Here is a 14,627-nt window from a genome sequence, read left to right as displayed (position 1 = left end):
ACCGCATCATGTCCTGCGGACGGCGCCGGCGTCACCCGTCGTCCCTGCGGGTGAGCGTCCGTGCGTGCGAGACTCCGCACAGGACGTCACCCGGGCTGCTGGTGACGAGCGAGCACAGGGGGTCCCGTGGCACCGCCGCCCACCGTGACGGCCGTCGTCCCCACGCACGACCGGCTCGGGCTGCTGCTGCGCACGCTGGAGTCCGTCCGCGCGCAGACCGAGGTGGGGATGGCCGTCGTGGTCGTCGACGACGGGGGCTCCGACGGCACCACCGCGGCCCTCCGGGAACTCGACCTCCCCGGTGTCCGCGTGCTGAGGCACGAGCGCAGCAAGGGGGTCTCCGCGGCCCGGAACGCCGGCCTGGCCCTGGTCACCACCCCGTACACGGCCTTCGTGGACGACGACGACCTGTGGGCCCCGACGAAGACGGCCGACCAGCTCGCCGCGATGGCGGCCACCGCGGGTGCCCGCTGGTCGTGCTCCGGCGCGCTGCACGTCGACCGCGCCCTGGACGTCGTGACCTACCACGCGCCACCGCCGTCCGGCCGGGTGGACGACGCGCTGCTGGAGATGAACGTGGTGCCCGGGGGCGGGTCCGGTCTGCTGGTGGAGACCGCGCTGGCCCGTGAGGTCGGCGGGTTCGACGAGACGATCTCGATCCTGGCGGACTGGGACTTCGACCTCCGGCTGGCGCTGGCCTCGCCGGTCGCCTCGGTGGACCGCCCGCTCGTGGGGTACTTCGTCCACCCCGACAGCATGTTCCACGACCCGCTCGGGGTGATGCGGGAGCTGACGCACCTGGCCCGGGTGCACGGCCGGCTGCCCGACGGCCGGTCCTTCGCCGCCGACCGGGCCTGGTGGTACTCGTCGATGTGGTCCATGGCGCGTGGCCTCGGCGACCGCCGCGCCGCCGCGCAGCTCGCCCGCGAGGCGTTCACCACGCTCCCGCCGGGCACCTCGCTCCGCATGACCCGGGACAAGGTCCGCGGCCGCCTGACCCGCAGGACCGCGCCGGTGGCCCCGGCCCTGCCGCCGGTCGCGGACGGCTGGCTGGACCGCTTCCGGGACACCGTGGGCGAGGAGCGCTCGACGCCGACGAGGTGATCCACGACGCTGCGTCATGATCAGGAGGGCGCGCCGTCCTCTGTTACCGTCTTGCGGACGTGTCCAGGCCGGATCGCAGTGCAGCTCCCGGCACACCCTCCGGCCTGAAGGTGGTTGCGTGAGTCTGCACGACTACGTGCGCCTGTTCCGGCGGGGCTGGTGGGTCGTGCTGCTCGGCGCCGTGTTCGGTGTGGCGGCAGCGGTCGCCCTCACCCTCGCCACCCCGGCCACGTACTACTCCACCGCCTCGCTGTACGTGTCCGTCCCCGGTGACGGGACGCCGACGGACCTGCAGAACGGCAACAGCTTCGCCACCGAGCGGGCGGCGACGTACGCCAGCCTGGTGACGACCACCGCCGTCCTCGACCGGGTGGTGGTCGCCCGCGGGGGCGCCGACGACGTGGCCACGCTGCGGGAGTCGGTGACCGCGACGGCTCGCGCCGAGACCTCGTTCGTCGACATCACCGCCGGTGGCACGGACCCGGCGGTCGTGGCGGAGCGCGCCAACGCCGTGGCGACCGCGCTCGGCGCGGAGGCCGCCAGGCTGGACGCCTCCGGTCCGGTGCCCGCGGTGCGGCTGGCCGTCGTCCAGCCGGCCGAGGTCCCGGAGACCGCGACCGAGCCCCGGCCCCGGAACAACCTCATGATCGGACTGGCCGTCGGGCTGGTGCTGGGTCTCGCCGCCGTGGTCGTCGCCGATGCGCTGTCCACGACGATCCGGTCCAGCGCCGACCTCCCGCGGGGCGTCGGACTGGCCACCCTCACGTCCATGCCGACCGGGCCGAAGAAGCGCTCGCGGCACCTGTCCGAGACCGACGCGCGACTCGAGGCCTTCCGCCAGCTGCGGGCCAACCTCCAGTTCGGCTCGCACGTGGGCGGGACGATCGCCGTCGCCGGTGTCACCGGCGCCTCCGACGGGCACGCCGTCGCCCGGCAGCTCGCCGCGGCCTTCGGCGAGATCGGGTCGTACGTGGTCGTCCTGGACCTCGACTTCCGCGTGCCCGACGGAGGGGCACGCGCGCGCCGCGGGAGCCCGGCCGAACCGACCTCGTCGGCGCTGGGGGTGGCCGACGTCCTCAACGGCGCGGCGGAGCTCGACGACGTGGTGACGCTGGCGATCGGGGACCGCGTGCACGAGGTCCCCGCCGGGCACGTGGACAGCTCGTCGGCGCAGCGGCTGAGCACCCCGGCCATGCGCCAGGTGCTCGACTCGCTGGGCGCCCGCTTCGACCACGTCATCCTGGCCTGCCCGCCGCTGGTCGAGCGCTCGGAGTCCGCGGTGGCGGCCGCGCTCGCCGGCAGCGCGCTGGTGGTCGTGGAGTCCGGGCAGACCAAGCGCTCGGAGTTCCAGTTCGCCCTCGAGCTGCTGGCCGGGGTCCGCGTGACGTCGATCAGCGTGGCCGTCGACCACGTCCGCGACCTCGACCTCGGCGGCGGGATGTCCAACCGACCGGGGACCTCCGGTGACCCCGATCTCGAGTCCCGCGCCTGACCCCGCACCGCCGGCCCGCGTGGTGCGGCTCGTGCGCGGTCTGCTGCGCCGTGCGCTGCCCGGCCCGAGCAACCCCCGGATGCGGACCGGGCCCCGCGGGCGGTACCTCCGCGCCCTGACGGTCGTCGACGTCGACCTCGACACCGGTGAGCTCGCCCCGCAGGCCGGCCCGACGCCGTTCGCGGAGGCCCCCGAGGGGGTGTACGCGATCGTGTGGGCGGGAGGGCGCCCGGTCGCCGACGTCACCGTCGAGGGGCGTCCGGAGGAGCTGTCCACGCGGCTGCTCCCCCTCGCCGCGGACGCGGCCGCAGCCGCGGCCGCGGGTCCCGCCCCGGAGGCCGGTGCCGCCGGGCGACCGGCCGGGTCCGTCGACGGGTCGGGGGTGACCGTCGCCGTCTGCACCCGGGACCGGGCGGAGGACCTGGTGCACTGCCTCACGGCGATCGGCGCGCTGGCGACCACGGTCGCCGAGGTCCTGGTGGTCGACAACGCGTCGGTGGACGACAGCACCCGGCGGGTCGTGGCCGACTTCCCGTTCGCCCGGTACGTCCGCGAGCCGCGCGCGGGGCTCGACTGGGCGCGCAACCGGGCCCTCCTAGAGGCGCGGACCCCCGTCGTCGCCTTCACCGACGACGACGCGCTCGTGCACCCCCGCTGGGTCGACGGCCTGCTCCGTGGCTTCGCCGAGGTGCCCGGGGCCGCCGCGGTCACCGGCCTGGTCGTGCCCCTGGAGCTGTCCACCCCGGCGCAGGTGGTCTTCGAGGCGCGCGGCTTCGGGCGCGGCTACGCGCGGCGGGTGTTCCGGTCCTCGCCCGGTGTCCCGGCGGGCCGCGAGCACGCCGACCTCGGCGACACCGGCACCGGGGCCAACATGGCGGTGCTGCGGGAGCCGGTCCTGGCGCTGGGCGGCTTCGACCCGGCGCTGGACGTGGGCACGCCCACCGGAGGAGGCGGCGACCACGAGCTGCTGTTCCGGCTCGTCGCCGCCGGCCACGCGCTGGTCTACGAGCCGTCCGCAGTCGTCCGGCACCGGCACCGCGCGACGATGGCAGGCCTGGCCCGGCAGCGACGCGGCGACGGGACGGGGTCCTACAGCTGGTGGCTGGGCGCGGGCCGGCGGTACGGCGGGCGGCAGTACGCCGGACTGCGACGGCAGGCGGTCCGCTGGGCGGTCCACCACCACGTCCTCAACGCCGCCCGGAGCCTGCTGTACCCCGAGCTCTTCCCGCCGGTGCTGTCGTGGGCGGACGCCCGCGGGGCGGCGCGGGCCGCCACCGGCGACCTCTACCGCAGGGCACTGCGCCAGGCGGCCGAGCAGGCGGCCGCCCACCCGGCGGAGCCGACCGCGCCCCCGCTGGTGCACCCCCGCGGTTGAGCAGCCGGACCGCAGCCCCGCTCAGCGGGCGGGTGCCAGGAGCGGCTCGTCCGGGTGTGCCTGCGCCTGGAGCCGAGCCTGGGTGACCGCCCGCCGGTAGCTGTGCCGCGTCAGGGCGGTCGCCCATCCACGGGCGGTGGCGACGGTCAGCGACATCGGCCGCGCCGCGGGACGGAGCAGGCTCCCGGTGAGGGTCCACGCCGTGTTCACCAGCAACCACCGCGCCGCCACCAGGGTCCACCAGCGGTGGTGTGCACGCCCGAGCGTCGCCCCGGCACCGACGAGCACGCCGGCGCTGCCGATGCCGTCGCCCACGCGCTGCTCGCGGAGCTCGGCCATCGTGCGGCGGTGACGGTGCCGCACGACGGCGGCGGGCTCGTAGACGATGAGGTCCCCGTGGGCGAGCAGCCGGCAGAGGGCCTCGTGGTCCTCACCACCACGCGTCACCGTGCCGGACCCCAGCGCGGGGTCGAACCCGCCCATCGACACGAGCCGGTCGCGCCGGAAGGCCATGTTCGCGCCGGTGCCCACCGACCCGATGCGGTGCACGGCCGCAGCGGCGTCCCGCGGGCTGGTCGACGCCGCCTGCAGCCACCGGTGGTCGTAGCCCCGGCCGAACCCGCCGCAGGCCTCGAACACCACCTGGGCGCGGGTCGACAGCTCCGCCGGTGCCACGAGGCCGGTGACGACGGTGGCCCCGGGATGGGCGTCGAACGCCATGAGCAGCGCCTCCGCCCACCGCGGGTGGACCAGGACGTCGTCGTCGGTGAAGGCGATCAACGGCGTGCGCGCCTCGAGCAGCGCCCGGTTGCGGGCCCAGGACAGACCGCGCCTCGGCTCCCGGACGTACCGGGCCCGCGGGTGGCGCGCGACGACCTCCCGGGTCAGGTCGTCCGTCGGGGCGTTGTCGACCACGAGGACCTCCGCCACGTCCACCGTGAGGTCGGCGAGGGCCTGCAGGCACCGCTCCAGGTCCTCGGGGCGGCCCCGGGTGCAGACGGCCACCGTCACCAGCGAGCCGTCCACCCGGGCACGCCACGAGGTCTCGGCGAGACACGGCGAGCGGTCGTCGCGGCCCTCGCGTGGGCCGACCGGACGACCGTGCCGGGCGAGGTGCCCCGCCGCGGCCGTCGCGGTGGCGGCGCGCGCCAGGTCCGGCAGCCCGACCAGCACGTCGGCGGGGGGACCGGGGACGGTCATCTCCCCGATCGGGACGCCGTGCAGCCAGACGAGGGCGTGCACCCCCTCCGGCGCGGTGTCGGCGGGGGTCAGGGGCGGCTGCGCCGTCGCGGTGCCCCGGTCCAGGTCGACGTCGGCCACGACCAGGGAGGAGAAGAGCCGGGACGTGCCCGGCCGGCACATCCGCCGGCTCAGGCGCAGCGCCTTCTTCAGGATCAACGGGTCTCCAGGGACGACGGCGGACCACGTGCGGCCCGACCGCCCAGCGGGCACGGTGCAGGCGGGCACGGGTCCGGCGGACCCGGGACGAGATCATGCGCCCGACGGCACGCGCGCGCCAGCACCCGGGTCGGCGGACGACGGGACCTCGCCCGTGCGGGGTGTGCGTGGCGACCGGCGCCGGGGGCCCGGCTCGGCCGGCCGGCGGTGCGGGTCCCGGACGGCCGAGGACGCCGATGCGCCTGCCCGGGCCTCCCCGCGCCTAGGCTGCCGGGCGCGGCCCGGGGTCCCGGGTCGGCGACGCACCGAGTCCCGCAGCGTCTCGGCCGGGTGAGGAGGTCACGTGCGGGGCGGTCGAGTGGCGAGCGCGGCACCCGCGTGAGGCGCGTGAGCGTGGTGATCGCCAACTACAACTACGCCCGGTACGTCGGCGAAGCCGTGGAGAGCGCCCTGGCCCTACGGTGGCCCGACGTCGAGGTGGTCGTCGTGGACGACGGCTCCACGGACGGGTCGACCGGCGTCCTCCGGCAGTACGAGGGGCGCGTGCTGCTGCTGACCGGCCGCAACCAGGGCCAGCGCGCCGCGGCCAACCGCGGGTTCGCCGCGACCACCGGCGACGTGGTGATCTTCCTCGACTCCGACGACCTGCTGCCGCCCGAGCTCCCCGAGCTGCTGGTCGCGGTGTGGCGGCCCTCGGTCAGCAAGGCGCAGTTCCGGATGCAGCGGATCGACGCCGGCGGAGCGCCGTTCCGCCGGCCGTTCCCCCGATGGCGGCCGGTGCCGACCCCGGAACGGGTGCGGCACTGGGTGCTGCAGACCTCGGCCCAGCCGACCCCGCCCGGGTCCGGGAACGCCTACGCCCGCTGGTTCCTCGAGCGCATCTTCCCGCTGGACGCGAGCATCGGGGACTCCGCCGACTCGGGGTGTCTGGCCGCGGCCCCCCTGCACGGGGACGTGGTCACGCTGCCCGAGGTCGTGGTCGGCTACCGGCAGCACGAGGCGAACGACAGCCACCTGCTGACCGAGGACACCCGCTTCGCCCGTGAGGTGGAACGCGCCCGGGCGCGATGGCACTTCGCCCACCGGTCGATCGGGACGCCGGCCCCGGACGTCGACGACCGCCCCCTGTTCCGCAGCCGCGAGCTCGTCCAGTTCCGCACCGCGGCCGCGCGCCTGACGCCCGGGCAGCGACCGCTGCCGGGCGACGGGCCGGGACGGCTCGTGCTCGACGTCCTCCGGTCCCCGGTCCACCCCGGCCCTGAGCCCTGGCCCGCCCGGCTGGCCATCGCCGCCTGGTGCCTGGTCGTGCTCGCCGTCCCGGGACGCCTCGTGCGGCCCCTGCTCCGTCTACGATGGCCCGGCACGTGAGGGCGTGCACCCCCCGGCGGCCGCGGGTGCACGCGGACCGCCGGCCGGGTCCGGCCACGTTCGTCGCCCAGGAGGACCCATCACCAGCCTGACGCTCGTCACGGTGGCGGTCGTGGTCTACGGCGTGCTCAACCGGCGCGGGTACGGGCGGGCACTCGCCCTGGGCGGGGCGACGCCCGTCGGGGCCGCCTTCGTGGTCGGGGCCGTCGCGGTGCCGACCTTCTACGCGGTGGCCGTCGGTGCCGTCGCCGGGGTGGTCCTGCGCCTGCTCCAACGGTCCCGGCAGGCGTCCGCCGGGCCGGGGCGTCCGGTCACCGGGAGCCGGCTGCTCGTGCTCTTCGTCGTGGGCGCGGTGCTGACGACGCTGGTCGCCCCGCTGCTGTTCAACGGGCTCCCCGTCCTGCGCCCCGAGGGCGAGGGGGCGGCCCTGGCCGCAGGCGTGGTGACCAAGTCCAACCTGGCCCAGATCGCCTACCTGCTGCTCAGCGTGGCCGTGGTCGCGTTCCTGGCGAGGTCGCGGTGGGCCGGGCCGGAACTGGTGGGCACGGCGACCTGCCTGGCGACCCTGCTGTCGCTGTGGAGCTGGGCGCACATCAACGCGGGGCTGCCCTTCCCCGAGGGCGTCTTCGACAACTCGCCGGCGTTCGCCTTCATCGAGACGCTGCCCGGCGGCGCCCCCCGCGTGCGCGGCATCTTCTCCGAGCCGGCGGGGCTCGCCGGCTCCTGCCTGGTCACCATCGCCTACTGCGCCTCCCGGTTCGGCCAGGTGCGGGGACCCCGCAAGCTGGGCGTGTTCCTGGTCGGCGCCGCCGCGCTGTTCCTCGGGTCGATCTCGACGTCGACGACCTTCCTGATCGCCGGCATCGCCCTCGTGGCCGTGGCGGCCCTCGTCGCGACGTCCAGCTTCGTCCTGCGCGGGGGCTCGCTCCAGCGGTCGGCGGTGAGTGCGTTGTGTGCCGCGGCCCTGGCCTCGCTGTTCCTCCTGCCCTACCTGGCCGCCGTGATCGGCGAACAGGTCGGGGAGAAGGTCGGTTCGTCCTCCTACGTGGACCGTTCCTCGTCCGACAGCACCTCGCTGCGGCTGCTGCTGGACACCTACGGGATCGGCACCGGCCTCGGTGCCAACCGCGGGTCGTCGTTCTTCGCCACCCTGCTGAGCACCGTCGGGATCGTCGGGACGGTGCTGTTCATCGCGGTCGTGGTGGTGCTGGTCCGGGGAGCCTGGAGCGTCCCGCACGCACGGCCGGCCGCCTGGGCGCTGATCGCCCTCGTGATCGGCAGGGCGGTGTCCGGGCCGGAGCTGTCCGACAGCACGGGCGTGCTCTGGTTGTCCCTGGGGGTGCTGGCGCACGCGGCGTCCCGGGTCGAGCGCCGGAACACACCCAGGACGGGAACTGCGGTCGGGACGCCCTCGCCAGCTCGCTGACCGGCCCGGAGGCGGCGGCCGGTGGGTAAGGTGCGCGCCTGACAGTCATGCGCTCGGCAACGTCGCTCGAGCCGGATGCAGGTCGGTGGCCAGCGGGCCAGGAGCGGTCGCGGGGCCACGGGTCCGCGGTCTCGAACCGCCGGCCCACCGGAGACGCCTCCTCGGGTCCGTCGGCCTCCCTCGTGGGAGGCGGATCGTCACTGCGTGCGTCCGCTCCATGACCACCGGAGCCAGCAGAAGGGCGTCACCACGTATGAAGATCATGCACGTGCTCAAGCACGCGTACGAGAACAACGGGCACGTGCACATGGCGGTCGACCTGGCCTGCGCCCAGGCGGACGCCGGACACCAGGTCACCTTCGCCAGCACCCGCAACTCCTACGAGGAACTGCTCCGACGCCACGGCGTCCGCGTCGTCGACGTGCCCGAGGCGGTCGGCCTGCGGGCTCCGCTGGTCAGCGGCTGGGCGTTGCTGCGACTGGCACGCGACGTGCGGCCGCAGATCGTCCACGCGCACATGATGTCCTCGGCCGTGCTGGCCCATCCGGTGGCCAAGCTCACCGGAGCCGTGCTGGTGACCACGATGCACAACTCCTTCGACCGGCACTCGGCGCTCATGCGGCTCGGCAAGGTGGTGGTCGCGGTCAGCGAGGCCGAGCGGACGGCGCTCCTGGCCCGGGGCTTCCCGGCGCGCAGCACGGTGACCGTGCTGAACGGCCCGGTCGCCTCCGCGCGGGAGGAGCTCCGCGAGGGCAGGGAGGTGCGGCAGATGGCGACCCCGTGCGTGGTCAGCCTCTCCGGCCTGCACGCACGCAAGGCCGTCGGCGACATCATCACCGCCTTCGGTGAGGCGCTGCCACACGCTCCCGGCTGGCACCTCAACATCATCGGGGAGGGGCCGGACCGCGAGCGGTTGGAAGAGCTCGTCGAGCGGTCCGGTCTCGGGGCGTCGGTGCACTTCATCGGGTCGACCCCCACCCCGTGGGGGCTGCTGGAGCAGGCCGACGTGTACGCCTCCGCCTCCCTCGACGAGCCCTTCGGGCTCAGCGTCGCGGAGGCGCGGGCGGCCGGCTGCGCCGTCGTCGCGACCGCGGTCGGTGGCATCCCGGAGGTCCTCGACCACGGCCGCGCCGGCCAGCTCGTGCCGCCGTCCGACCCCTCGGCGATGGCCGCGGTCCTGCGGGAGCTGATGAGCGACCCCGCCGTCCTGGCGAGCTGGCAGGCCCGGGCACGGGACGGGCTGGAGGCGCTGACCGTGCAGCGGGTGCAGTCGGACTACGACCGGGTCTACCGATCGGTCCTGTGAGCGGGCCCGGCGGGGAGCTCCTCGGCCCCGCCGGCACTGCCGGGGCACCCGAGCCGTTGCGGCCGGGCCCGCTGGACCGTGCGTCGGTCGTCGGGCCGTCCCCGTCCGGGGTGAGCCCGTCGACCGGGCTGCCGAGCGCCCCGCCCGCCGGGGCCGGGCTCCGCCGCGCCGTCGTGCTGATGAGCGCCTCGAGCCTGCTCGTGCCGGTCGCGGGCGTGCTCACCCAGCCGGTCCTCGCCCGCGCGCTGGGTGCGGCGGGCCGCGGGGAGATGACCGCGGCGATCGTCCCAGCGGTGCTGGCCGGCTCGGTCGCCACCCTCGGGTTGCCCGACGCGCTGACCTACCTCACCGCCAAGGACCCCAGGGTCACGCGGCACGCGTTGGCCTGGTCGGTCGCCCTGTCCACCGTCCTGGGGGCGCTGTGCCTCGTGCTCGCGTGGGCGGTCCTCCCCCTGCTGTCCGCGGGCGACGCCGCGCTCGGCCGGCTCATGCTGCTGGCGATGGTCCTCACCGTCCCCGTGCTCTTCGTCGGCGCGGCCCGCGGGGCCGCCATGGGGCAGCAGATGTGGGGTGCGGTGGCCACGGAGAGCCTGGCCACCGCCGGCCTGCGGGTGCTGCTCCTGGTGGGCCTGTGGCTGAGCGGGGACCTCACCCCGACGGTCGCCGTCGTCGTCACGTTCACCGTCCCGCTCGTCGCCGGCGTCGTCTACTGGCCGTTGGTGCGCCGGCGGGGCAGCGGCGCGTCCCGGCCGGCGGGCCGGGTGCTCGTCCCGCTGGTCGCCTACGGCGGCAGGACGTGGTTCGGTTCGGTGGCGAGCATGCTGGTGGCGAAGACCGACCAGGTGCTGATGACGCCGTTGTCCAGCGTCCGGGACCTCGGGTTGTACAGCGTCGCGACGGCGGTCACCGACGTCCCGGTCCTGTTCGCCCTCGCCGTCTCCAACGCCCTGCACGGGGTGAACAGCCGGTCGAGCAACCCGCCGCAGCTGGCCCGGGCGACCCGGGTGACGCTCCTGCTGGGGCTGGTCGTCTCGGTCGCCATCGGTGCCACCGCACCCTGGTGGATCGCCCCGCTGTTCGGGGCGGAGTTCCAGGACGCGGTGGTCCCGACGCTCCTGCTCTGTGTCGCGGCCGTGCTGTACATCCCGGGGCCGATGGCCGGTGCCGGTCTGGCGTCGTCGGGCCGGCCAGGGCTGCGGAGCAGCGTCTACGCCTGCACCTTCGCGGTGAACGTCACCGCCTTCGTCCTGTTGGTGCCGCACGCCGGTGTGGTCGGCGCCTGCTGGGCCAGCATCATCAGCGCCGCGGTCCAGACGGGTCTGATGGTGCTGGCCGCCTCACGCGTGCTGGGGCTGGCGGTGCACCACTTCGTCGTCCCCAAGTCCGCCGACGTCACCCTGCTGTGGCGGGAGGGCCGGCGGTCGGCACGGCTGGTGCTGGCCCGCGTCCCCGGCCTGGGCCGAGACGGCTCCCGGTGGTGACCGCCGACCTCAGCGGGCCGGCAGGGCCAGCGTGCCGCGCTCCAGCTCGGTGACCGCCCGGGCAGCCTCGGGGGACTGCCACACGCGGCGCTCCGTCGCACGCTTGAAGCGCTGCTGAGCCCGGTAGCGGAGCAGACGCACCCCCGTGAGCCGCGACCAGTACGGCTCCGCCTCCGGGTGCTGCCGGGTGAAGTCGACGTAGGGCCGGTGGTGGGTCTCCCCCCACGGGGTGAGGGCCGCGTTCCACGGTCGCGGGTCGGACATGAAGTGGATGATGCGCGGCGGGGCGAGCTCGACCAGCTGGGTGTCCAGCAGGAACCCAGGGAAGTTCCAGCTCATCGACACCGGCACGATCCGGTCGCCGAGGGTCGTGTTGATGGCGTCCTGGTCGGGGAACCTCAGGGCGGCGCGCTCCTCGGCGGTCTGCTGCAGGGCGTGGTCCCGCAGGCCGGCGATGTCCCGGCGCGCGATCCGCAGCACCCCCGAGTTGACGTACCTCTCGCGCACGGCCGCGGGGATGCCGCTGGCGTCCCACCAGCGGTCGATCCGGGCCCGCGCCCTGGCGTCGGCGCGCCGGTTGAAGACCATCGGGTCCAGCGAGGCCAGCGCCCCTCCGGGTGGGACGCTCGCCTCGACCAGGGGGGTGATGTCGTCGACGACCTGGGTGTCCCCGTCGAGGTAGAGCACCTCGTCCACCTCGGCCGGGAGCAGGAGGTCCAGGAACAGCCGCGCGTACATGGGGTGCAACCCGCGCAGCGAGGCCTGCGGGGCGGTGAGGACGGTGATCCCGTGCTCGGTGCAGATCCGCTCGAAGACCCGGTGCTCGACCGAGGTGGCGTCGCCGACGAAGACCACGGTCACGTCGACGCCGGCGGCGGTGTGCCGGCGGGCCTGGACGGCGCTCACGACCGTCTGGAAGAGGTATCCAGCCGTCGCCGTGTAACAGACTGCGCGGGTCATCGTGGTGCCTCCGTCGTGTCGGATGGGCCGGTCGGGTCGAAGACGTCCGGTACGGCTCCGGCGGTGCCGGGCCGGTCCCGCGTCCACGGCGACGACGGGTGGGTCAGTCCCGGGAGACGGGCAGCTCGAGGATGCGCTCGGGGGTGAAGCGACGACGGGCGATGTCGCCGGCCGCGCGCAGGTTGCCCCGCACGCGCTCCCGGCGCCAGTCGGCCTCGGGGCCACGCACGGCCCGCACCAGGTTCTTGGCCGCCCGCGGGAGCGTCTCGTACAGCGTGAGCCACATCGGGAAGCTGCCGACGTGGTGCAGGTAGGCGGGGTTCATCACCTGGGAGTAGCCGAGCCGCTCGTGCGCCATCCGGCCACCGGACTTGACCCCGCGGTGCACGATGACGCAGTCCTGGACCTTGGCCAGCGCGCCGTGGCGCATCAGTCGGCGGGCGAAGTCGTGGTCCTCGAGCCAGGAGTACAGCGGCAGGCGTGCGTCGAACTGCTCGCCCCCGACGGCGTCGGCCCGGAAGGCGAAGTTGCAGCCGTACAGCTCACGGCTCGGCGCCCAGGCGCCCGAGAGCGGTTCGGCCGAGGAGGCGGCGAGCGCGTCGTCGGCCTCGGCCCGCACGACCTCCTCGCCCGCGGCGCCGTCCAGCAGCACCCGGCCGGTGAGACCGACCACGTCGGGGTGGTCGGCGAAGAAGCGGAGCGCCTGCTCGAGGAAGTCCTCGCGCACCACGGCGTCGTCGTCGAAGCAGAACACGTGGGTGGCCTCCGGCACCGCGGCCAGGCCGGCGTTGCGCTGCGCGGCCAGCCCCCGGTCGTGGACCACGACCGTGCCCTCGGGCAGCGGCCCGGCGGGCAGGCTGGCGCGGTCGGGCACGGAGAGCACGAGGGTGAAGTCGCGGTGGGTCTGCCGCTGCAGGTCGGCCACGACCTCACCGAGGAGCTCGGGCCGGTTGGCGGAGGCGAGGACGACGGCCGTGCGGGCAGCCGTCGCGTCGTCCGCACCGGCGGGACGTCGAGCGGGTCGGCTCGAGCGGGGGGTCGAGCCGGGCACCGAGTCCTCCATCGTCGCTGGGTGTGGCGGGTGGCACCGTTCCTGCAGGTGCCGGGGCACAAGGAGGGTAGTGGGCGCGGCCTCCCGCCTGCGGCCCCGGAGCAGTGCGACCTGCGACTCACCGGCAGGCGGCACCTGTCGCCCGTCCGGCCGGGGCGGGCCGGCGTCCTCGGGGGAGCGGACCACGGGTGTCCCCGGCAGCGGGCACGTCGGGGACGCGCTCGGGGGTGGACCGGCCGCGGAGCACGTCGCCGAGCGCGAGGAGGTCCCCCCGGAGGCGTTCTCGCCGCCCTCCGCTCTCGGCGCCCCGGGGACGTGCCCGACCACCGTGCGCCGGCGGTCCGCCCGACCCGGTCCGCCCGACCCGGTCCGCCCGGGCCCCCGGTGCTCCGGGTGGGGCCCGGCGGGCGTGCGGGCTCAGCTCGCGGCGGGGTCCGGGGAGCCGGAGACGGCGGCGACGGTCTCCGCCGCCACGTCGTCCCAGGTGCGCCGACGGCGCGCGGGCCCACCTCGACCGGACGCCGGCCGGTCGAGGTGGCGCAGCACGGCGTCGGCCCAGCCGGGGACGTCGTCGGCGGGCAGGTGCTCGGCGCGGTCCCCGCTGACCTCGACCAGCGCCGGGTCCAGCGAGGTGACCAGCGGCGCGCCGAGGTCCAGCGCCTCGACGGCCGGCAGACCGAACCCCTCCGCGAGGCTGGGCGCCAGCACCACCGCACAGTTCTCGTAGCACCAGCGGAGCGTCCCGTCGTCCACGCCGGTGAGCTGGACGACGTTCCCGCTGGCCAGCAGGGCGGCGTGGTCGGGGCCGTAGGCCTCGGCGCCCCAGGCCGGCGGGCCGACGAGTGCCAGGACGGCGTCCGGGCGTCGGCGGACGACCCGGGCCATGGCCGAGACGGCCACGGCGACGTTCTTGCGCTGGGAGGCGTCACCGACCACGAGGGCGAAGGGCCGGCCGACCAGCGCGGGGACGGCGACCGGGACGCTGTCGAGCAGCTGCGGGCTCGTGGTGAGCGGCGCGACGGCGGCGCGGCCCGCCAGTGCGGCGTCCCAGCGGACGAGCCGGTCACGGGTGGCCGCGCTGACGCACAGCAGGGTGTCCGCCTGCCGCAGCGACCCGGCGTACGGCCTGCCCAGCAGCGTGCGCTTGGGCAGCGGGAAGTCCGCCGGCCGGTCGAACAGCAGCAGGTCGTGCACGGTGAGCACGGTGCGGGCGGTCACGCCGCGGGGGAGCAGGTGCTTGGTGCCCTGGACGACGTCGAACCGGGACCCCAGCCGCCGCCCCAGCGCGAACCGCTCGAACGCCGGGACGGCGGCGTCGGGCACCGCCGGCAGCGGCACGACCCGGTCGCTGCCCCCGGCGAGCTCGGCCAGCGGCCCGGCCGCGGCGGGGGAGGTCAGCAGGTGCAGCTCGACGTCGGCGCGGCGGCCGAGCGCGCGGGCCAGTTCGACCGTGTAGCGCACGATGCCCCCGCCCCGGCCGTCCGCCGGCACGTGACCGGCCATGAGCAACCACCGCAGGGGTCGCGTCGTCGGAGCAGCTGCATCGCCCGGGGCCACGCCGACAGCCTCACACACCCGGCGGGTCCGTTCTTGTAGGTGGCGCCCTCGGCCAGCCGGGACAGCTTCATCACCTGCGACTCGCGCAGCTCCACCGGCCCGACCCGCA

11 protein-coding genes are annotated in these 14,627 nt (G+C 75.7%); 7 read left to right on the top strand and 4 right to left on the bottom strand.

Annotated elements, in window-relative coordinates; translation table 11 throughout:
- Positions 1-126 precede the first annotated feature (126 nt).
- From O2W14_RS18615 to O2W14_RS18605, 3 genes are all read left to right on the top strand, one after another.
- Positions 127-1,104, top strand: a complete 978-nt coding sequence (locus O2W14_RS18615) for a glycosyltransferase family 2 protein (RefSeq protein WP_269177621.1) — start codon at positions 127-129, stop codon at positions 1,102-1,104.
- Between the two features lie 118 nt (positions 1,105-1,222).
- On the top strand, positions 1,223-2,596 hold the full coding sequence (locus O2W14_RS18610) for a Wzz/FepE/Etk N-terminal domain-containing protein (protein WP_269177620.1): 1,374 nt from the start codon (positions 1,223-1,225) through the stop codon (positions 2,594-2,596).
- Positions 2,568-3,971, top strand: a complete 1,404-nt coding sequence (locus O2W14_RS18605; protein WP_269177619.1) for a glycosyltransferase family 2 protein — start codon at positions 2,568-2,570, stop codon at positions 3,969-3,971. Before O2W14_RS18610 ends, O2W14_RS18605 begins: the two co-directional genes overlap by 29 nt.
- A gap of 21 nt (positions 3,972-3,992) precedes the next feature.
- Here the strand turns inward: O2W14_RS18605 and O2W14_RS18600 are convergent, their stop codons facing one another.
- Entirely contained in the window at positions 3,993-5,369 is a 1,377-nt protein-coding gene (locus O2W14_RS18600) for a glycosyltransferase family 2 protein (RefSeq protein ID WP_269177618.1), read from the bottom strand.
- A gap of 387 nt (positions 5,370-5,756) precedes the next feature.
- Here O2W14_RS18600 and O2W14_RS18595 point away from each other — a divergent pair, with 387 nt between their 5' ends.
- From O2W14_RS18595 to O2W14_RS18580, 4 genes are all read left to right on the top strand, one after another.
- On the top strand, positions 5,757-6,737 hold the full coding sequence (locus O2W14_RS18595) for a glycosyltransferase (protein ID WP_269177617.1): 981 nt from the start codon (positions 5,757-5,759) through the stop codon (positions 6,735-6,737).
- Positions 6,738-6,840: 103 nt separating this feature from the next.
- The gene (locus O2W14_RS18590; RefSeq protein WP_269177616.1) at positions 6,841-8,163 is read left to right on the top strand and encodes a hypothetical protein; all 1,323 of its coding nucleotides are present in this window, start codon (positions 6,841-6,843) and stop codon (positions 8,161-8,163) included.
- A 253-nt stretch (positions 8,164-8,416) separates the two neighbouring features.
- Positions 8,417-9,469, top strand: coding sequence for a glycosyltransferase (locus tag O2W14_RS18585; protein ID WP_269177615.1), 1,053 nt, complete (start codon positions 8,417-8,419; stop codon positions 9,467-9,469).
- A 179-nt stretch (positions 9,470-9,648) separates the two neighbouring features.
- Positions 9,649-10,950 carry a lipopolysaccharide biosynthesis protein gene (locus O2W14_RS18580; RefSeq protein ID WP_269177614.1) on the top strand — a complete coding sequence of 434 codons (1,302 nt, stop codon included), beginning with the start codon at positions 9,649-9,651 and terminating at the stop codon, positions 10,948-10,950.
- A 9-nt stretch (positions 10,951-10,959) separates the two neighbouring features.
- Here the strand turns inward: O2W14_RS18580 and O2W14_RS18575 are convergent, their stop codons facing one another.
- The 3 genes from O2W14_RS18575 to O2W14_RS18565 all read right to left on the bottom strand — a co-directional run bounded on the left by O2W14_RS18575 (position 10,960) and on the right by O2W14_RS18565 (position 14,464).
- On the bottom strand, positions 10,960-11,910 hold the full coding sequence (locus tag O2W14_RS18575) for a glycosyltransferase family 8 protein (RefSeq protein ID WP_331253611.1): 951 nt from the start codon (positions 11,908-11,910) through the stop codon (positions 10,960-10,962).
- Positions 11,911-12,013: 103 nt separating this feature from the next.
- The gene (locus tag O2W14_RS18570; RefSeq protein ID WP_269177612.1) at positions 12,014-12,961 is read right to left on the bottom strand and encodes a glycosyltransferase family 2 protein; all 948 of its coding nucleotides are present in this window, start codon (positions 12,959-12,961) and stop codon (positions 12,014-12,016) included.
- Positions 12,962-13,378: 417 nt separating this feature from the next.
- Positions 13,379-14,464 (bottom strand): glycosyltransferase family 4 protein, encoded by a 1,086-nt coding sequence (locus O2W14_RS18565; protein WP_269177611.1) that lies wholly within the window; start codon positions 14,462-14,464, stop codon positions 13,379-13,381.
- Positions 14,465-14,627 lie beyond the last annotated feature (163 nt).

It is taken from the genome of Modestobacter sp. VKM Ac-2986 (genome assembly GCF_026967795.1).
Classification (GTDB): Bacteria; Actinomycetota; Actinomycetes; order Mycobacteriales; family Geodermatophilaceae; genus Modestobacter.
Note: the sequence above shows the minus strand (reverse complement) of the source record. Positions and strands in the feature narration are given on the sequence as shown.